Origin of the sequence: Rhodococcus sp. TAF43 (assembly GCF_052113525.1) — a bacterium.
Classification (GTDB): domain Bacteria; phylum Actinomycetota; class Actinomycetes; order Mycobacteriales; family Mycobacteriaceae; genus Prescottella.
In genome coordinates this window covers 1-17,500 of the sequence record NZ_JBFRDL010000057.1, presented here as the reverse complement: position 1 = coordinate 17,500, position 17,500 = coordinate 1, and the positions used below count along the sequence as shown (strand labels likewise).

Sequence of the window (17,500 nt, the reverse complement as noted above, 5' to 3'; positions counted from 1 at the left end):
CGTCCGACGTGGTGTGCTCTGGGGTGACCGATCGAGACCGTGTCGCTGGTCGCGCTGCACTGATCATGGCAGTCTCCGCGACGAGGTCCGAAATGCGTTGCACCGCTGCAGCACTCTGCGCGTGGCCCGCGCGGTTGCCGGCGATCAGGAAGCTGACGGCCCCACCCCTGCCGAGTCGGGAATGCCGGATGAACGCTCCTTTCCTCGCGCTCGCCGAGCTGCGGAGCAGTTCCGGCCCAAGCCGCGTACCGGAGGCGATCCAGACTCTCTGGCCGCAGCGGACACATGTGTGACCAGATTTGTACGGCCCGTCTATGGCATGGGTCACAGTGGGGATTTAGCCTCGAGCGATACCCGACGAACAGGAGCGGCATGCCCGAGCTATCGACCGACCACACCACTCTCCAAGCAGGGCTGAAGAAACGTCACCTCACCATGCTCTCCATGGGCGGGGTGATCGGAGCCGGATTCTTCGTGGGACTGAGCGGAGTCATCGATCAGGCCGGTCCCGGCGCGATTCTCACCTGCGCCATTTGCGGGTTCATCGTATTCCTGGTGATGCGCATGCTCGGCGAGATGGCCGTGGCGAAGCCCTGTACTGGGTCGTTCACCGAGTACTCGCGCATGGCGCTCGGTGGCTGGGCGGGGTTTACCGCCGGCTGGCTGTACTGGTATTTCTGGGTTGTCGTCGTCGGCATCGAGGCGGTCGTCGGCGCGACTTTGCTGGCCCGGTGGTTCCCCGGTGTTCCGTTGTGGCTGATGTCCGCCGCTCTCCTCATGATCATGACCGTGGTCAATCTCCTGTCGGTCAGCAACTTCGGTGAGGCCGAATACTGGTTCGCCGGTATCAAGGTGGCCGTGATCATCGCCTTCATCGTGATTGCGTCCCTGTTCGTACTGGGCGTGTGGCCCGGTAGCACCGTCGACTTCCATAACCTCACCGCCCACGGGGGCTTCCTCCCAAACGGGTTTGGCGTGGTGTTCGTCGGCGTCGTCACAGTCATCTTCTCGATGACGGGTGCCGAACTGGTCACGATCGCGGCGGCAGAGTCGACCGAGCCGGCCCAGGCCATCCGACGGGCCACGAGCACCGTGGTGTTCCGGATCCTGGCCTTCTTCGTCCTGTCCACGTTCTTGCTGGTGACGATGATGCCGTGGGATTCGCTGGTGCCGGGCGAATCGCCGTTCATCGCCGCTCTGGACCTGCTCCGGATCCCTGGGGCCGCGGACATCTTGAACTTGGTTGTGTTGGTTGCCGTGCTGTCATGCCTGAACTCGGGCTTGTACACCGCATCCCGCATGCTGTTCGCGCTGTCCGCGCACCGGGACGCGCCGCGATGGATGACCCGTGTCAACCGCAGCGGCGTTCCGGTCAAGGGCGTCTTGTCCTGCACGTTCATCGGCTACTGCTGCATCGCCGCCGCGTACGTGCGGCCGGACACGATCTTCCTGTATCTCGTCAACTCCTCCGGGGCGATCTGCCTGTTCGTGTACGTGCTGATCTGCCTGTCCGAGTTGCGACTTCGCCGCAGTTGGGAGAAGGGCAGCCCGGAGATCCTGAAGTTCCGCGTGTGGCTGTTTCCCTGGCTGCCGATCGCGGTCACCGGAGTCATCCTGGCGATCTTGGTGGGGATGGGGCTCAATGCCGGAACCCGTGCGGAACTTGTCCAGAGTCTGATCGCCCTTGGCGTCATTCTCCTGGCCTACGTAGCGAAACGTCGCTCCACCCGAGAAGGAATCCACGCGCCGCAAGCCGCTTCCGAGACACCGTCGGCGACAGTGTCGGCTGAGCGCCTCGCATAGTCTCCGCCTTCTCGGGGGTGCGCAGATCACTCCCGAGAAGGCGGAACCCGGTGGTGGTGCTCCCTCCCCGGTAAGTCCGCATTCGTCGACGTGAGCACCCGGTCGGTGGATCGCGGCGAGTAGCGTCTCAACGCCGATCTTCCAGTGTTCCGAGCAGCTCCCGGGCTGTGACGGCGATCCATAGTTCTGCACGCACATGGGCAGAGTCGAGGTCCCGGCCGGTCAGCTCGACCACCTTGTTCAACCGGTTCCGCATCGTGTGGCGGTGAATGCCCAGGGCGGCCGCTGCGACTTCGGTCTGCCCGTTGTGCTCGAGGAAGGCGGCCACTGTGGCAATCAGGCTACTGACGGGTGAGTGTGCGTTGTCGTAGTCGTCGAGTGCGCCGAGCACCGAATGCGACATGGCGTGCAGCTCTTCGGTGCTCTGGGAACCGAGAAGCAGGGAGAACGTTCCCAGTTCGGCGAAATTGATGAACTTCTTTTCCTGCAGTCCGCCCGCGCGGGCGGCGACGGACGCTTGCTTCACACTGCGCGCTGCTGCGAATACCGTTGCGGGAAGCCCCAGCCCACCGCCGATGGATCGCTGCAGTTGGGCGCCTACTTGCTGATGAAGACGTGTGCCGATCTCCGTCGACGCCTCTGCAGGAACGATGACCACAATCTCCGATTCCGTCGGTGTCATGAGGTACGGGGTGGCGTCGGCGCCGAGCACGCTCGTCGTGCGGCGTTCGGCGGCCAGAAGCGGGCCCACATCGGTCAGGATGATGGCCGCAACCTGTGTGTCGGGCTCGAAGCCGAAGAACCRCAATAAGCTGACGTCGACATGCTCTCCGAACGCGAGGAGTGCCTGGGTGACGGCGGCACGCAACCGATGCTCGGCGTCGACCACCTTGGCGGGCTTGCTGAGCTCGATGGAGATCAGCGACACCGCATGGGCCACTAGTAGTCGATCCGACGGCGCCAACGGCCCACGTGAGTTGACCGCAAGATATCCATGAAGGTCTTGTGCGGCGGAGATGCTCTGAATCGTGCAGTACCCGTGATCACCGGCGATAACCTTGCTCGTCGAGCGACGTCGGCTGGCCCCGGATCGTGCGGCATCGGCCACCGAGCGGGCGAGGGTGACGGCGTGGGGAGCGTCTGCACCGTGCACCGCGAGGATGCGCTGGTCGGTGTCGATCACGGCCAGTGACGACGACAGGGCACGCCCGAGTGCCGAGATGACCGCGGGGATGCCACCTCGCAACGTGGCCCGGGCGAACGTCTCCTGTTGGTCGACAACGCTTTGTATCGCGCGGATCTGGTCGGCGGTCAGTTCGTCGATCACGGCGCGGGTGATGGCGATGAACGGGGTCGACGCAGGCACAGAGAGGATTGCCAGCCCGAGCGCGTCACCCGCAGCGCGAATACCGTCGGGGACTCTCGCGAACGTCGTGCCGGTATCGAACGCGAGGGCTGCGGCGCCGGCCTGCACCAAGGAGGAAACGTAGTTGTACTGTTCGTCCGCACTCGTACCGATCTTCAGTCCGGTGGTCATGACGAGTTCGCCCCCGGATAGCCAAGGGGTCGGATCTACGAGCTCGATCGCATGTGCCCAATCGATGACGCGATCAGCGCCTTCGAGGCCTGCCACTAGCGACAGGCCGAGGTCGCTGATCTGAGTCAGTCGGCGAACAGTAATCGCCAATTTTGTCCTCCCGCAGTTTTCCGGTCAGTGTATTTTGTCCAGCTTCCGGCGACCGCACGAGGACGCCATCGAGAGGCCCGGTCGCGGCCGTCGTACCGGCGCAGTCAACCAATGCTGATGTCAATCGACACGCTATGGCGTGGAGGTCGCGGGCCCCGCCTGGGTCGGTGCGGCATCGGTTGGTGCGGAGACGAGGTTGTCCAGGCTCAGGTGGATCTCCGTGATCACCGCGGGTGAGCACAACGACGCGTGCAGGGCCTCTTCGATCCGTTTGATTCGATAGCGCACCGTGTTCGGGTGTAGGGCGCACTGCTTGGCGGTGGCGGTGACATCGAGGTCGTTCGCGAAGTAGTCACGCAGGAAGTGTAGGAGCTGTAGTCGCACAACGTGTTCCACGACGACCAGCAACGCCGGATCGATGCCGCCGAGTGTTTCTCCGCATACTTTGCGAACGCCACCCGCACCTGGTCCTTGTCCACGACCGTGCATTCGAGTCCGTCGATGGTGGTGCCGGCCGCTGCGGCGAGCAGTGATGCAATCGCATCGAAGTCCTGCCGGTACGCCTTCACTGTCGCCGGCGACGGCTTACTGGTGCTGCGGTACGCCAGGAACTCCTCGAACCGCTTCACGAGGTCAGCTGGTGCAGTCATGCAAGCAATTGTGCCGCAGCACTTTCGCGAACCCGTCGCCCCTCGCGTTGAGTGTGACCGGTGAACCAGGAGAGCGACTGTCCCCTCACCGGCTCCTGCCCGGCCCGCGCGGTGGCGTCCACTCGAAACCGAGCCTGTCGAGCTGGGCGATGCGATCAGGTGTCAAGGTCGGTGCGTTGGTGCGACGGTCATACCGGCGCTGCGCCGCCCACGTTCCGAGCTTGAACCCATCCGGAGATACCCAGGTCTGGGGGACCTGGGCATGCCCGTGAGCGGTGACGAACCGGGCGAGGTGGTCGACCGCGATGGTCCACCGCGTTCGGGGCGCGGCAGTGCCGGCACCAGCGGTGCCCCAGTGGAATCCGAGGTGATTGAGTTGGTCGATCCGGTTGGCGGTCAGTGATGGCCGGCCTCTGCGGCGATCAGTGCGTCGGGTCGAGACCCACACACCGAGCCGGTAGCCATCGCTGCTGGTCCACCCGTGGGGGACCCGGGCGTGTCCGTGGCCTGCGATGTAGTTGGTCAGATGAGCGACGCCGGCCGCCCACTGGGCGGCTTCCCGCTGCGCCCTGGTGGTGGCCGGGCCCCAGTCGAACCCGATCGCCTCGAGCTGGCTCATGCGCGATGGTGTCAGTGCTCGGGCGTTGTGGCGGCGATCGGTGCGGCGGCCCGCCACCCAGCGTCCGAGCCGAAACCCGTCCTCGCACACCCACCCGAGCGGCACGGCAGTATGGCCGTGCTCGGCGCGGTACTGCTCGAGGTGCGCGACACCGGTGTCCCATTGCTCGGCGAACTCGTCGGTGGTTCGACCCCGTGGCGGGTTCCAGTCGAAGCCGACGGCGTCGAGCTGACGGATCCGCTCCGCGGTGAGGGAACGGGCGCCCCGGCGGCGCTCTGCGCGGCGGTGCATCACCCACGCCCCGAGACGCATCCCGTCCTCGCACACGAATCCAGCAGGTACGCGGGCGTGCCCGTGTGCGGTCGCAAACGCTGAGAGCCGGCCGACTGCGTCGTCCCAGCGAGCGACCCCACGCATGACCTGACTGTGCACTGTTAATCCCCCCGGATGATTGCCCCGGGGAATTAGTAGCAGACGAGCTGGTGGATCCCGTAAACGCGACGTCGGGCAGGTGCGGGCAGCTCGCCCGGGACGAGTCGGGAACTTTTTGCCTCCTGGGCGCATCTGACTGTGTAGACGCGGAGGAACCAGTCCTCCGCTTGGGGAGGAGAACGAGGTGAGCAGCCCGGAGAACACCACCAGCGCGCCGAAGCTCGATGACGTCGAGAAGAAGGCCGACGACCTCTACTACGGCCCGGGCGAATCCGCTCCCACTAATGAGACGCCGCAGGACACCACAACGGCAGCTGAGCCGTCGGTGGCGCCGGATCCGGCTGTGCCAGCTGTGGAGGGTGGCGCGAACCCAGCTGTGGTCGGGGATCCCGAGTCCGCGACGTTCGTCGACCCGTCCGCCGCGCCGATCGCCGCCCCGTCGGGCAACTACACCTCGGCCCGCGACATCGACGGTGACGGCATCGTCGACTCCACGATGGTCGACCTCGACGGTGACGGTGTCGTGGATCAGATCAACCATGACACCAACGGCGACGGCAAGATCGACGTCATCGAGTACGTCGGCGGCGCCGGCAAGTTCAACGCGATCGACCGGGACACCAACTAGGACGGTGTCGTCGACCGGGGAGAGATGGACACCAACGGCGACGGCCGTACCGACACGGTCGCGTTCGACCACAACAATGACGGCAAGCTCGACGAGATCGACATGGATCTCGACCACGACGGCGTCATCGATGCCGTGGCGCTCGATACCAACGGCGACGGAGTCCTCGACTACATGGGAATCGACACCGACGGTGACGGTCTGGCCGACGAGATCCTCACCGACGCCGGCCAGACCGGCGACTGGAACCCGGTCCCGGACGCCTCCGACCTCATCTGACCCGGCCACGCTCTCACCACGGAGACGAGAACTTCTGATGGACGACACCTACGGCATGAGCATCGGCGACGACCTGGTCACCCCTGACGACGCCTCGACCACCGACCTGCTCGACGTCGGCCTGGAGATCGAGGATCCGCTGCTGCCGGACCCGCAGCTCCTCCCCGCCGATACGGACACCGGTGACCCCCGGCGCTGCACCAGTTCCCGCCGAGCCGGCCGAGCCGGTGGCCCCGGTCGTGTCGGTGCCCGACCTCGACGAACCCGCGGCTCCCGCAGTCGATGTCGAGGACACCGCGCCCGCCGTAGCGCCCGAAGACGGCACCTACGGCAACGCCGCAGCGTGGACCGGGGACTGGTTCTTCCAGGAGTACGACGGCTACTGCGGCCCGTCGTCGGCCGCGCAGGTCGTCTCCGAGTACACGGGCCTGGACATCTCCGATCCGCAGCAGCTCGTCGACCGGGCCCTCGAACTCGGTCTGTTCGTCGGCGACTACCCCGCGAACGGGATGACCATCACCTCGCTGGAGGTCCTGCTCGAGGACCAGGGCGTGCCTGTCACATCGAGTCCAGCAGCATGGACGACCTTGCGGCCAAGCTCGCCGACGGCTACGGCGTGATCGCGATGGTCGACTCCGGCGAGTTGTGGACCCCGGCCGAGGAGATCGTCGAGGACAACAAGCCCGATCACGTGCTCGTCGTCGCCGGCATCGACACCGACCGTGGCGTGATGATCCTCTCCGATCCCGGCAATCCCGACGGCACCGGTCTCGAGGTCCCGATCGCCCAGTTCGAGGACGCCTGGGCGGACTCCGGGAACACGATGCTCGTCGCCGACGACACCGATCCCGACCTGGTCGCTGGTGCTCCTGCGGATGAGACGGCGATGGCGTTGCAGCCGCGGCTGTGGGCGATGGTCGACCTGATCGGGACGTGACTCCTCGCCTGGAATTCGGACACGTCAGAATTGGTGGGAACCTTTTCGCCTCTGGCTGCATCCAACTAGTAGGTGACCTTTTCGACTGGAGGCGGTATCGCGATGACTGAACCGGACGTGAGTCTGTGGCAGGCCCTCGGCATCTCGGTCGACGATGCCCTCGACCAGGCCCCCGACGACGTGTGGGCCTCCGCGGTTCAGCACGCGGTCGACCCGTCGACACCCGAGGTGGACTCCTCGCTGGTGCCGGAGATGGACGACTCGGATTCGGATCCGTTCGAGGGCGGAGGGGACCTTGCCGCCCTGCTGCACGATGACCCGGCTGCTGGGCGCCACGGCCACGACACCAGCCATGACATCGACCTCGGTGACGGCTTCGACCACGACGGATTCGGCGCCCACCACCACGACGACGGCGACGGCATCGACCTCCACGACAGCGGCCTCTGACCAGCATCGATGCCGTCTAGGAGGCTCCCGGTCCGGACCTGGACGGGAGACCTTCTGGCGCCGCCGGATACACTGCCCGACGGCTGATCGAGCCGATTGAAATGGTCCTGGGGGGATCCGTGACTGATGGGGAATTGCTGGCGCTCTGCCGGCAGGGGTACGAGACCGCGTTCGCGGAGCTGGTCGGCCGACACCGCAACCGGCTCTGGTCGATCTGCTTCCGTGTCACGGGAAACCGTGAGGACGCAGAAGAAGCCGTCCAGGACGCCCTGACCTCAGCGTGGCAGAACCTCCACAAGTTCCGCGGCGACGCGAAAGTCTCCACCTGGCTCTACCAGATCGCCGCGAACGCATCCCTGGCCGTGGTGCGCAAGCGCAAGGACACCACCGTCGACGACTTCGACGTCATCGAACTCGAAGACCCGGCACCGCTGACCGCGGACCGGGTTGCTGACGTCGATGCTGTCCGCCACGCCCTCGCGCAACTGCCCGCGGATTTCCGCGTCGCGATCGTGCTCCGCGAGTTCGCCGAGATGTCCTACGCCGACATCGCCGCGCACCAGGGGATCCCGGTCGCCACCGTCAAGACCCGCATCAACCGGGCCCGCAAACAGCTGATCACGCTGCTCGCACCCGCTCGCACCGCATAGGACACCGTGGTGACAGCAGACCTGCCCGAACACGAGCGCCTGCGGCGCGAGCTCGAGATGCTGGCACAGGTCCGCGGCCTGCTCCGCGAATCCGAAGGCCCCGAGTTCCAGCCCCCCACACGTGCTGTCGACCAGGTCCTCGACGAGTACAACGCCGCCCGCACGCGGGAAGGCGACGACGACCGGGCAGCGGAATGACCGCCGACGCGCGCGCCGAGTACGACGACGATGAGATCGACAACTGGCCGAGTCAGCTGGGGCGCACACCCATCGGCCCCGCTGTTCAGGTGAAGTTCTCGCTGGAAGCGCACCAGGCGCTGATCGCGGTGGCCGCGCCGTTCGGGCAGCGACGCCGCAGCGCCGTCATTCGGATCGCGATCGGCCGACTCCTGGCCAGCCGTGCCGGCTTGGCCGCCATCGTCCGCGAGCGCGCGAACAACCGTGCGACCAGACCGGCCTTCCCTTACATCGTGAACATGCACATCGACCCGGTGCTGGCCGATCGTCTCGCCCGCCTCGCCTTGTCGCTGGGCATCAAACGAGCGGAACTGATCCGGATCGCGGTCGACCGATTCCTCGTCGAACTCGCGCAACTGCGCCTGGCCGGCACCCCGTTCGACATCGAAACCGCCATCAACGACGAGGTATTCAACGGCGAAGCGAACCGGGACCGGCTGATCAGACGCCGACGGCACCTCGAAGCCGAGCGACTCGCCGAGACACCCACCTCGCTGGTCACCTGATTCGCGCACCGGGCAACACACGGCCGCACATGATTCGGCAATCTGCTGTACTGGCCACATGGCGCCGGGGGAGGCGTCGACAGAACGGAAACGGGGGAGGGTGCGGTGCGCACTGCGCAAGGCAAGGATGCGCTGCCAGTTGTCGGCATGACCGTCATGTTCATCGCTGCGGTGGTCGCGTCAGCGGTCTCCTGGTGGGGATGGCCGGACTTGGCCAACACGCTCGAGGAAGTCACCGGCCCGAACAGGACCCCGTCTCTTGCGACGAAAGAGACTGTTGCGGCAGGAACACCGGCGATTCTGCTAGGGCTCGCGATTCTCCCGTGGCCGTTGTTTCGTGCTGATCGCTGGTTCGAACGACGCGGCGCCTGCTACGGCGGCGGACTGTCGACGCCGGAGGCGAGCCGGCGGCGTGCACGGGGCCTGTCGATCGTGTGGTGCGGCCTCGCTGTGATCCTGCTGGCCCTGCACGTGTGTCTGGTCGGGGAGATGACCGGACACGAGATGCCGATGCTGGAGGTTATGGCTGTGTCTTTCGGGGTGTTCCTGCTGGCCTTGGCCGCGGCCATCCCGTACTTCCGCCACGATCCTGCGTCTGTGCCGGCGGAGCTCCGGGCAACGGTCGAGGGCTTCGACCGCGGCTACCGCCGCGCGGTACCGCTGCTGCGTGCAACGGCGGCCGCCACGATCGTGCTGGGCGTGCTGTGGCCGGTCGTCGCGTTGGTAGTCGGCTGCGTGGGAATGTGCGCCGCGATGATGCTCTCGGCAGCCTCGGGGATCCGCGAAGGCTGACCGCAGGTCAGGCTCCGCGCTCGGACCAGGTGATCGTGACATCCTCGGCGACTTCGACATCGGATAGCCGAAGGTACTCGAGGACCATCGCGCGTGCGGTGTCGAGGCTCCGAGTCCCGTACGTCTGGGTGGCACCGTGACCATCGATCTCGAGCACGAGGCCGGGTAGCCGCCGCCGTCCTCGCCACCACGGTGCGCGAGTCTCCCACCGATTGACTTCCTCCCGGCCGTGAACGGCCGGGAGGAAGTCCGGCCGTGAACGGCCGGGATTCCCTACGCAGCCTCGACCGGGTGGTCGGGATCTGTTCGGTGGGTTCCTGCATCACTGCGGACTGCACGAGCAACCTCGTGTCTGACGTCTGCTCCACAGGCGTTTAGCGACTCCGCCAGCCCGGCGGCGTCGAGGATGTTCACAGCTGCATTGAAGTCGCGATCCAGGTGGGCGCCGCACTCACATGTCCACTCCCGGATGTGCAGCGCCTTGGCCTCGCCGACCGCCCCGCACTGCGAGCAGGTCCGGGTCGACGGCGTGAACCGGCTGATCCGGACCACTCGACGGCCGTGCTGGGCGGCCTTCTCCTCCAACAACCGCACCAGCAGCGACCAGCCTGCGTCGTGTACCGATTTCGCCAGCCTCGTGCGGGCCAGGCCCACTACCGCGAGATCCTCCACGGCGACCACTTGGTTCTCGTGGATCAACCGCAGTGCGAGCTTGTGGTGATGATCGAGCCGGGTTTCGCGAACCTTCCGGTGCACCGCCGCAACCTTGACGCGGGCCTTGGCCCGGTTGCTCGAGCCTTTCTCCTTCCTCGCCAACGCCCGCTGCTCGCGAGCGAGCCTTCGCTGCGCGGCGCGCAGGTGCCGCGGCGCCGCGACCTTCTCGCGGTGCCCGTCCGAGCAGATGATCACAGCGAGGTCGGCAAGCCCGAGATCGATCCCGGCCACCGTGGACGCCGCCGGTAGCGGTGTCTAGGCGACCTCGACGACGAACGAGACGTAGTAGCGTCCGTCCGGTTCCTCGATCACCGACACACTCGACGGCTCCGACGGCAGCGAACGTGACCACGCCAGTTCGACGTCGCCGATCTTCGCCAACCGCACACCCCGTGCAGTGACGCTAAATCCGTTGCGGGTGAACCGAATCGACTGACGATTATCGCGCCGCGACCGGAACCGTGGCGCACCGACCTTGCGGCCTTTCCGCTTCCCCGCGACCGAGTCGAAGAAGTTCCGGTACGCGCGGCGCGCGTCCTGGCAGGCCTGCACCAGCACCACCGACGACACCTCACCGAGCCAGGCCCGCTGCGGGGTGGCCTTGGCGAGAGTGACGACCCGCCGCTGGACCTCGGTGTCGGAAATCTTCTCCCCGGCCGTCCGGGCATCCTGCCGGGCCCGGATCGCGTCGTTGAACACCACCCGCGCGCACCCGAATGACCGGGCCAGCATCTGCTGCTGATCCCCCCGTTGGGTACGCGCGATAGCGGTAGCGCTTCAACACAACGCCGACCGTAACAATGGTCTATGACAGTGCCGGATGACCACCGACGCGGCAGGACTTGCGTATTCGCGCTCCACGCACATTTGGTCTTCGTGACCACGTACCGGCGGCGGGTGTTCACCAGCGAGCACCTATCCGCCCTGGAACGGATCGTCGCCGACGTGTGTTCCGACTGCGGCGCGACGTTGACCGAGTTCACGGCGAAGACGACCACGTGCACCTGCTCGTCGAGTACCCACCGACCGTGCAGTTGTCGAAGCTGGTGAACTCCATCAAAGGAGTGTCCTCCCGCCGCCTTCGCCAGCAGGACCACCTGCGAACACACCGCGACCGCCTCTGGTCCCTTGTCCTACTTCGCCGCATCACGCGGCGGCGCACCCCTGTCGATCATCCGCGAATACGTCGAACAACAACGCCGACCAGACTGACAGATGGGCTATCCCGGACCTCAAGAACCGGGCCTGCGCCCAAAGATCGGCGGTCACTGCCACTCGAATCTCGTCCATCTCGTCCAGCGTCTCACGGGGCGGTGACATCGGAGGACGACTTCGCCAGCACCTGCGAGCATCGCGATGTGGCTTCGCTCACTGGGAGATCGCGGGACAGCAGCGCGGCATGCCAACTACGTTCGATCCAAGGGCTGGGGAGCCCTCGAGCAACAGGGGAGGAAATGAGCATGGGGGCAGCAGCATTCGTCGGTGACAGGGATTCGGTGGGGAAGTTACTCACCGTCGCGGCGACGATCATCGTTCCGTACGCGCTCTGGCCGCTGGTCATGGTGTGGGCGGTCCTGTACTTCAGCACAATCGGAGTGAAGCGTCTCGTCGGCGCTCAGTGAGGTCTGCCGCACGGAGACGCGGTGAAGGCGGTGTGAAGACCATTCGGCAGATGTACCGTCACCCCTGTTCACGACGGTCGGGCCGACGCACAACCGGCTTCCCGACGACCGGGTCGCCCGGGTGTAGACGCTGTTGCAAGAGTGCGAGACCGTCGGGATCGAAGGTTCCGCGGAAGACCCAGCAGGCCCAGTCGAAGTCGGCCGTGGACCATGCGGCGGTCGCCTCCCCGTACCAGAGGTCCCACGCTTCGCTCGACCGTGGGCGGCGGGCCATGAATCCGTCGCCTTCGCCGGCGCCGAATCCCGCGCTGAACGCGCCGGTCGCCTCGTCATCGATCCTGATCCACTGGGGAGTCAGATCGTGGAGGACCGGGACGTGCAGGTCTGCGGAGGAGACGTTCTCACGGAACCAGTCGTAGGTCCGTCGGCGCCTGGTCTCGGCCGCGGCCTGCATCTTCCTCTGGGAGTCGTCGTCGGTCTCGATAGGCCCGTCCCAGGTGAAGACGGCGGGGTCGACCGGAACGCCGAACGCTGCCTGTTCGAACGCGGCTCCGTCGATTCCGTCATCGCTGTGTGCGGCGAGTACCGCGCCGGAGTCGGCGTCGACGATCAGTCGCACGGACGGTTTGTCAGGTCGGCGCGGAGCCAGTTCGACGGACCAGCATGGGCGGCCGAGGAACTCGACGTCCTCGACGGGGCCGGTGGGGCGGGCATAGTCTTCCCGCACCCAGTACCCGGTGGGTGGGGTGATCAACAGCTGCTTGGCCGGGCCTGCGACATACACGCTTTCGAGGAGCGTCTGTCGTGGCCGTGATGGGTCGTCGTGGAAGTGCCACGCTGTCTCACCGTCAGTGAGGAATACCAGTTCGCCGCTCAGCTTCTCGACCCGTGCCTTCCGCCCGTCCCGGCTCACCCGGGCACCATCGGGGCCAAGTCGCACGATCACGGGCTTCTCGCCGTAGCTGATGGTGGGCACCCTGATGGGCTCGTCGGAGTTGTGACAGGTCCGTACGATTCCATCGACCGGAGTCGCGGGACCGTCGACCATCGTGACGAGAACTTGTATCCATGCAGTCATGTCCTTATCCCTCCGCGGCTTCCACATCTCATTGTGCGCGAGCCTCAGCTGAGTAGACCGGCGCGTCGCAGCACGGTCTTCGCGGCGGCGATGTGGTCCGTCACCTGGAGAGCGGTTTGCGCCAGACGACGTCGGCCACCCGGATGCGGTGGCTGGTGTCGCCATTCCAGTCCACCGTCAGGCCCTGTGCCTCGAGCGCGTCGACCACCGTGCGACCCACGACGCCGTCGGTGTGGGTGACGATCTCCTGCCGGGCGGTCTCGTCGCCGCCGCGGGCGGCCGCGATGAGTACAGGGTCGGTGTCCGGGGCTGGGCGGAAGGCGCTGTACGACAACAGCAGGTCCGCGGGCTCGTCACCGAGGAGTTCGGCGTCCTGCATGTGGAAGAACGTGTACGCCCACTGCTGCCACGGGTACCAGCCGTCCATCGGTGGATCCGCCGGCGTGCGTTCGTCGTCGATCTCGACAGTGCCGCAGCGGACACAGCAGGTGAAGTTCATCCGCGCCAGGATGCTGCGCTGCTCGAGGTCAGCGAACGCCGCGGCCACCCGCACGTAGTCGCCCGGGGCCGACCACCGTTGCTGCTCTTGCAGGCGCTCGTTCCACACCTGACGAACGAGCGCGTCCACACGCCGCCCCAGTGCAGGATGCTCGTCGGCGCCGTCGACACAGCCTCGCGCGGTTTCACAGATCTCGGCGAAGGTTGCGAACCCGCGAACGACGAGAATACGTGTCTCCTAATGGATCTCAGCGAGGTCTGCTGCGGTGAGCGAGGGCTCCGGAGTCGAACAGGAACACCGCGGCGTCGGCGTCGGCGTCGACGGACGCGGTGCGGGTCTGCTCGAACCCGTCGATCAGAGCCCGCCGGGTGGCGGCGTCGTTCTCCACCGTCAGCGTCGCGAGGCCGGGAGTGTCGATCAGCGCGAGGTCCCGGATTGCTGCCGAGGGCAGAAATCGGTGCACGTAGGCAATTTCGGTGACCGGCCGGCCGAGGTCGGTGGCGTGTCCGCGTTCGATCGGCCGCTGCACCCTCTGTCCGTCGAGGCTGACGACCTCGATTCGAGAGGGTGCCCCGTCCTGGTAGACGGCGACGACGTTGGTGGCCTCGAGCGCGGCGGTCTCGGCAACCGGCGCCCCGATCAGCGCGTTCACCAGCGTCGACTTGCCTGCCTTCAGCCGGCCGACGAGCACCACCCGCGGCGGTGACCAGAGGGTCTGGCCGATGCGGTTCGCGTGCGCGACCAGATCCCCACCGAGGGAGGCGAGGGCGTGCAGGCTGCGGTCGAGGACCGCTCGCACGGGATCCAGGCCGGGTTGCCACGGATGACCAGCTGGCCCTGGTGACCTGGCGGCATCTGCTGCGGCTGGGGAACGCCCATCGGGTGCACCATCTACGCCGCCCCCTCTGCGGCCGGGGCCTGCGCGGCCGCGGTCAGTTTCGTGATCACGTTCTCGATCTCCTGGCACTTCGCGGTGATCACGCGCTGGTTCTTCGACAACCGGGTCACGGTCGCCTCCCGGGTCGCGGCATCCAGGCGCGCTGCCTCTTTCGCGTCGGCGATCTGCGCCTGCACCTGTTCCATCGTCGTCTTCACGTGTTCGCGGTAGCGGATCACGATCTCGGGACGGCCCGTCGACAGCGTCGCCTCGAGCATCCGCGCGGTGGTCGAGCGGGCGGTGGCCAGGGTTTCCCGCAGCCAGGTGAGCAGGTTCGACTTTCCGCTGCGCATGGCCTTCCAGCCCAGGTTGACGCCGACCCAAACGACGCCAGCGACAGCCCCGACCCCAATCAGCGCACCGAGCATGCTGGTGCCGATCATGCCCATTGTCAGGATCGACGGATCCAACAAACCCTGACGTTTGCTGGCCACCTCACCGGTGGTCAGCCGCGGATCCAGCGACGCGATCACCTGCTGCTCGATTTCCGCCCACACGACCTCGGAGTCGAACAGTCGCAGCACGATCGCCCGGACTCCGTCGAGGAACACCTGCACCGACGCGGTCATCGCCGCCTGCAAGTCCTGCCGGTGACCATGCCGGCGCGCAGCACGCCGCCGAGCAGGCCAAGCGCCTGGGGGCGATCTCCCTGATCGTGTGGGCCGTGCTGTGCGTGCTGCTCGTGGTCTTCTACGTCGTCGTCATCGGCTGGGCCATCTCGAACGCCGCGGACATCCCCACCTCGACGTACACGCCGTACACGGTGCCAACCACCACACGTGGTCGCTGACCGCCCAGGGTCTTCTGCGTGAGATGAGCAGGCCGACAGAGTCATCCCCGCAGAAGCCGGCACCGGAGGCTGCTCGCCGCCGGCTGCAGTGGCAGATCGCGAACATCGCAGCCAGTGTCGTTCTCTGCGCCGGGGCAGTCGTGTTCAGCTGGTATGCGGCGGTAGTGACCTTGCTCCTCGCGATGGCCGCCGGTACCTGCGGACCCGGCGAGTGCAACATCGGCGTCGTGAACTGGACGATCCTGTCCGGGCTGGCTGGCATCGCGCTGATCCTGATCGCAACGTTCACCCTCGTCGTGCGGTCGTTGATCCGTAGACGATGCGCCGTCTGGTGGCCACTGCTCGCGGCCGTGCTGATCGCCGCGCTGGTGGTCGTGTGCGCCGTGATCGTCTTCACCGCAACCGGGAGCTGATGTGCACCGCCATCCACCGCTGCGCAGCCGACCCGGTATCGCTCCCACAGAAAGTCAGGACATGCCATGCCCGAGAATGTCACCGTCCGTCGGCGGAATCACTCGACCGTCGAGGCCGCGCTGGCAGACGGCCGACGAGATAGCAACCCCCCCCTATTGGCACTGGCTACGGCTGGTGCGTCGATGGTCGCGATCGGGATGAGCTTCCTGTTCGTGATGGCCGACACCAGCCCGGTGGCGCAAGGGATGGCCGTCACGTGGATCGGTACTGCGGTCGTCGTCGCGGTGGTGATCGCGGGGATCGTGTGGTCACGAAGGAACGACCAGCCGGCGTTCTTCTGGCCACTCCTCGCGGCGCCGGCGATTCGCGGGCTGCTCCTGGCGGGGGCGTCGATCGCGGAAACCACTATCGGTCAGTGACCGGCACGATAAACCCCGCGGCGAGCGGCCCGGGCAGAAAGTTCGGCGACGGCGGGAACCTTTCGCGCTCTCGCTGCATCAAACCTTGTGACCACCAGATATCGGGGGAGCGGAACCGGCGCCGCGCATTGCGCGCATCGGCCCGCCGAGCTGCACGAACGCGAACATACGGAGGGAAAACGATGCGAGCGAAGATCGCACCACTGGCCGCACTCGCGGCCGCCACGGCGGTCCTGCTGCCCGGATGCAGCACAGGATCAGCTGAGGAAGCCGTGCCGGCCGCCGGTGATGTCGCGCAGGTCGACGCGAGCACCCTCGACACCGGCAGCTTCCCCACGACCCCGCAGCCGGCGTTCACCACGGTGGGTGATGACTTCAAGGGGCGCTCGATCGAGGGCCAGCGGATGGCCGAGTATGTGCTCAACCCGATCGAGATCGACCCGCAGCTGACGGACCTGAAGTCGATGTCGACGTACGTCATCAAGGACGGCAAGTCGCTGGGCCTCCTGCTGCCGGACCCGATCCCGCAGGTCGCCGTGGACAACGGCATGCTCGTCGGTTTCTCGTCCAACCGGTCGACCCCGGGCAAGGAAGGTAACCAGTCCCTGGTCAACGCCGTGTTCCGGTTCCCCGACGACGCGTCCGCGCAGAAGGGCGCGACCGCTCTACACGAAGCGACGATGAACAACGACTACGGCGCCGGCCCCGAGGAGCTCGGCCGGATCGACGTTCTGCCGAACGGCAGTACGGCCTCCCACAGCGCGGTGACTGCTTCGTTGCTGTAGCCGTTGCCGCGCATACCGTTGCGGAAGTTCTCGAATTCGGCGGCGAGAACTTCGGGTTTCTTCTTTCCCATGGCTCGGCGGAGCAGGTCGGCCTGTCCGAGCGTGTAGCCGGCCACCTTCTGCGCCAGTTGCATGATCTGCTCCTGGTAGACGATCAGCGCGTATGTCTCGCCCAGGATTTCGCGGAGCGGTTCGTCGAGTTCCGGATGGATCGGTGTCACAGCCTCACGGCCGTTCTTACGGTCCGCGTATGCCCAGTGCGCACCGACCCCCATCGGACCGGGTCGGTAGAGAGCGTTCGATGCGATGAGATCGTTGAACTCGGTCGGCGCCATGCGTAGCAGAAGCTCGCGCATGCCCGCCGAATCGAGTTGGAAGACAACAAGATTGTCGCCGCGGGCGAGCATCGCATAGGTCGCAGCGTCGTCCAGCGCGAGCGTGTCGAGATCGATGTCGATGCCGCGGTTGGCCTTGATGTTCTCGATCGCGTCACCGATGACGGTGAGGTTGCGCAGACCGAGGAAGTCCATCTTCAGCAGGCCGATGGCCTCGCACGACGGGTAGTCCCAGCC

23 protein-coding genes and 3 pseudogenes are annotated in these 17,500 nt (G+C 66.3%); 16 read left to right on the top strand and 10 right to left on the bottom strand.

Annotated features, from left to right (window positions below):
- The first annotated feature begins 372 nt into the window (after nucleotides 1–372).
- Nucleotides 373–1,803: an amino acid permease gene (locus AB4Z09_RS25440; RefSeq protein ID WP_442240966.1), complete on the top strand. Its 1,431-nt coding sequence runs from the start codon at nucleotides 373–375 to the stop codon at nucleotides 1,801–1,803.
- A gap of 127 nt (nucleotides 1,804–1,930) precedes the next feature.
- On the opposite strand, the gene AB4Z09_RS25435 is transcribed toward AB4Z09_RS25440, so the two are convergent.
- The 3 genes from AB4Z09_RS25435 to AB4Z09_RS25425 form a co-directional block, all read right to left on the bottom strand.
- Nucleotides 1,931–3,490, bottom strand: a complete 1,560-nt coding sequence (locus tag AB4Z09_RS25435; protein WP_442240965.1) for a PucR family transcriptional regulator — start codon at nucleotides 3,488–3,490, stop codon at nucleotides 1,931–1,933.
- Nucleotides 3,491–3,622: 132 nt separating this feature from the next.
- Entirely contained in the window at nucleotides 3,623–3,874 is a 252-nt protein-coding gene (locus tag AB4Z09_RS25430) for a helix-turn-helix domain-containing protein (protein WP_442240964.1), read from the bottom strand.
- Nucleotides 3,875–4,225: 351 nt separating this feature from the next.
- Nucleotides 4,226–5,176 carry a helicase associated domain-containing protein gene (locus AB4Z09_RS25425; protein ID WP_442240963.1) on the bottom strand — a complete coding sequence of 317 codons (951 nt, stop codon included), beginning with the start codon at nucleotides 5,174–5,176 and terminating at the stop codon, nucleotides 4,226–4,228.
- A gap of 199 nt (nucleotides 5,177–5,375) precedes the next feature.
- Between AB4Z09_RS25425 and AB4Z09_RS25420 the strand changes: the two genes are divergently transcribed.
- From AB4Z09_RS25420 to AB4Z09_RS25380, 9 genes are all read left to right on the top strand, one after another.
- Complete coding sequence (locus AB4Z09_RS25420; protein WP_442240962.1) at nucleotides 5,376–5,819, top strand: hypothetical protein; 444 nt, start codon at nucleotides 5,376–5,378, stop codon at nucleotides 5,817–5,819.
- Nucleotides 5,820–5,843: 24 nt separating this feature from the next.
- Nucleotides 5,844–6,098 carry a hypothetical protein gene (locus AB4Z09_RS25415; protein ID WP_442240961.1) on the top strand — a complete coding sequence of 85 codons (255 nt, stop codon included), beginning with the start codon at nucleotides 5,844–5,846 and terminating at the stop codon, nucleotides 6,096–6,098.
- A 182-nt stretch (nucleotides 6,099–6,280) separates the two neighbouring features.
- The gene (locus tag AB4Z09_RS25410; protein ID WP_442240960.1) at nucleotides 6,281–6,718 is read left to right on the top strand and encodes a hypothetical protein; all 438 of its coding nucleotides are present in this window, start codon (nucleotides 6,281–6,283) and stop codon (nucleotides 6,716–6,718) included.
- The gene (locus tag AB4Z09_RS25405) at nucleotides 6,676–7,035 is read left to right on the top strand and encodes a hypothetical protein (RefSeq protein WP_442240959.1); all 360 of its coding nucleotides are present in this window, start codon (nucleotides 6,676–6,678) and stop codon (nucleotides 7,033–7,035) included. The genes AB4Z09_RS25410 and AB4Z09_RS25405 overlap by 43 nt, the downstream gene beginning before the upstream one ends.
- 102 nt (nucleotides 7,036–7,137) lie before the next feature.
- Complete coding sequence (locus tag AB4Z09_RS25400; RefSeq protein ID WP_442240958.1) at nucleotides 7,138–7,485, top strand: hypothetical protein; 348 nt, start codon at nucleotides 7,138–7,140, stop codon at nucleotides 7,483–7,485.
- A gap of 119 nt (nucleotides 7,486–7,604) precedes the next feature.
- Complete coding sequence (locus tag AB4Z09_RS25395) at nucleotides 7,605–8,135, top strand: RNA polymerase sigma factor (RefSeq protein WP_442240957.1); 531 nt, start codon at nucleotides 7,605–7,607, stop codon at nucleotides 8,133–8,135.
- A gap of 9 nt (nucleotides 8,136–8,144) precedes the next feature.
- A complete protein-coding gene (locus AB4Z09_RS25390) occupies nucleotides 8,145–8,333 on the top strand; it encodes a hypothetical protein (RefSeq protein ID WP_442240956.1) in 189 nt (62 codons plus the stop codon).
- On the top strand, nucleotides 8,330–8,878 hold the full coding sequence (locus AB4Z09_RS25385) for a hypothetical protein (RefSeq protein WP_442240955.1): 549 nt from the start codon (nucleotides 8,330–8,332) through the stop codon (nucleotides 8,876–8,878). The genes AB4Z09_RS25390 and AB4Z09_RS25385 overlap by 4 nt, the downstream gene beginning before the upstream one ends.
- A gap of 105 nt (nucleotides 8,879–8,983) precedes the next feature.
- On the top strand, nucleotides 8,984–9,670 hold the full coding sequence (locus tag AB4Z09_RS25380) for a hypothetical protein (protein WP_442240954.1): 687 nt from the start codon (nucleotides 8,984–8,986) through the stop codon (nucleotides 9,668–9,670).
- Between the two features lie 273 nt (nucleotides 9,671–9,943).
- Here the strand turns inward: AB4Z09_RS25380 and AB4Z09_RS25375 are convergent, their stop codons facing one another.
- Both AB4Z09_RS25375 and AB4Z09_RS25370 read right to left on the bottom strand, forming a co-directional pair.
- Entirely contained in the window at nucleotides 9,944–10,615 is a 672-nt protein-coding gene (locus tag AB4Z09_RS25375) for an RNA-guided endonuclease InsQ/TnpB family protein (protein WP_442240953.1), read from the bottom strand.
- A gap of 24 nt (nucleotides 10,616–10,639) precedes the next feature.
- Entirely contained in the window at nucleotides 10,640–11,116 is a 477-nt protein-coding gene (locus AB4Z09_RS25370; protein WP_442240952.1) for an RNA-guided endonuclease InsQ/TnpB family protein, read from the bottom strand.
- 75 nt (nucleotides 11,117–11,191) lie between these two features.
- Here AB4Z09_RS25370 and tnpA point away from each other — a divergent pair.
- Together tnpA and AB4Z09_RS25360 are read left to right on the top strand one after the other, a co-directional pair.
- Nucleotides 11,192–11,596, top strand: a pseudogene (gene tnpA, locus AB4Z09_RS25365) (IS200/IS605 family transposase).
- A 248-nt stretch (nucleotides 11,597–11,844) separates the two neighbouring features.
- Entirely contained in the window at nucleotides 11,845–12,006 is a 162-nt protein-coding gene (locus AB4Z09_RS25360; protein WP_442240951.1) for a hypothetical protein, read from the top strand.
- 58 nt (nucleotides 12,007–12,064) lie between these two features.
- Here the strand turns inward: AB4Z09_RS25360 and AB4Z09_RS25355 are convergent, their stop codons facing one another.
- The 4 genes and pseudogenes from AB4Z09_RS25355 to AB4Z09_RS25340 all read right to left on the bottom strand — a co-directional run bounded on the left by AB4Z09_RS25355 (nucleotide 12,065) and on the right by AB4Z09_RS25340 (nucleotide 15,089).
- Nucleotides 12,065–13,084 carry a hypothetical protein gene (locus AB4Z09_RS25355; RefSeq protein WP_442240950.1) on the bottom strand — a complete coding sequence of 340 codons (1,020 nt, stop codon included), beginning with the start codon at nucleotides 13,082–13,084 and terminating at the stop codon, nucleotides 12,065–12,067.
- A gap of 100 nt (nucleotides 13,085–13,184) precedes the next feature.
- A complete protein-coding gene (locus AB4Z09_RS25350; RefSeq protein ID WP_442240972.1) occupies nucleotides 13,185–13,811 on the bottom strand; it encodes a DUF6891 domain-containing protein in 627 nt (208 codons plus the stop codon).
- A gap of 52 nt (nucleotides 13,812–13,863) precedes the next feature.
- Nucleotides 13,864–14,382: pseudogene (locus tag AB4Z09_RS25345) on the bottom strand (GTPase); the annotation flags it as partial.
- A gap of 92 nt (nucleotides 14,383–14,474) precedes the next feature.
- Nucleotides 14,475–15,089 carry a hypothetical protein gene (locus AB4Z09_RS25340; protein WP_442240949.1) on the bottom strand — a complete coding sequence of 205 codons (615 nt, stop codon included), beginning with the start codon at nucleotides 15,087–15,089 and terminating at the stop codon, nucleotides 14,475–14,477.
- 95 nt (nucleotides 15,090–15,184) lie between these two features.
- On the opposite strand from AB4Z09_RS25340, the gene AB4Z09_RS25335 reads away from it, so the two are divergent.
- The 4 genes from AB4Z09_RS25335 to AB4Z09_RS25320 all read left to right on the top strand — a co-directional run bounded on the left by AB4Z09_RS25335 (nucleotide 15,185) and on the right by AB4Z09_RS25320 (nucleotide 16,928).
- On the top strand, nucleotides 15,185–15,310 hold the full coding sequence (locus tag AB4Z09_RS25335; protein ID WP_442240948.1) for a hypothetical protein: 126 nt from the start codon (nucleotides 15,185–15,187) through the stop codon (nucleotides 15,308–15,310).
- Nucleotides 15,311–15,333: 23 nt separating this feature from the next.
- Complete coding sequence (locus tag AB4Z09_RS25330) at nucleotides 15,334–15,723, top strand: hypothetical protein (protein WP_442240947.1); 390 nt, start codon at nucleotides 15,334–15,336, stop codon at nucleotides 15,721–15,723.
- 183 nt (nucleotides 15,724–15,906) lie between these two features.
- Nucleotides 15,907–16,143, top strand: a complete 237-nt coding sequence (locus AB4Z09_RS25325) for a hypothetical protein (RefSeq protein ID WP_442240946.1) — start codon at nucleotides 15,907–15,909, stop codon at nucleotides 16,141–16,143.
- A 182-nt stretch (nucleotides 16,144–16,325) separates the two neighbouring features.
- A complete protein-coding gene (locus AB4Z09_RS25320) occupies nucleotides 16,326–16,928 on the top strand; it encodes a DUF7373 family lipoprotein (RefSeq protein ID WP_442240945.1) in 603 nt (200 codons plus the stop codon).
- On the opposite strand, the pseudogene AB4Z09_RS25315 reads toward AB4Z09_RS25320, so the two are convergent.
- Nucleotides 16,835–17,500 (bottom strand): annotated as a pseudogene (locus tag AB4Z09_RS25315) (DNA polymerase III subunit alpha); the annotation flags it as partial. The gene AB4Z09_RS25320 and the pseudogene AB4Z09_RS25315 sit on opposite strands and share 94 nt — an antisense overlap.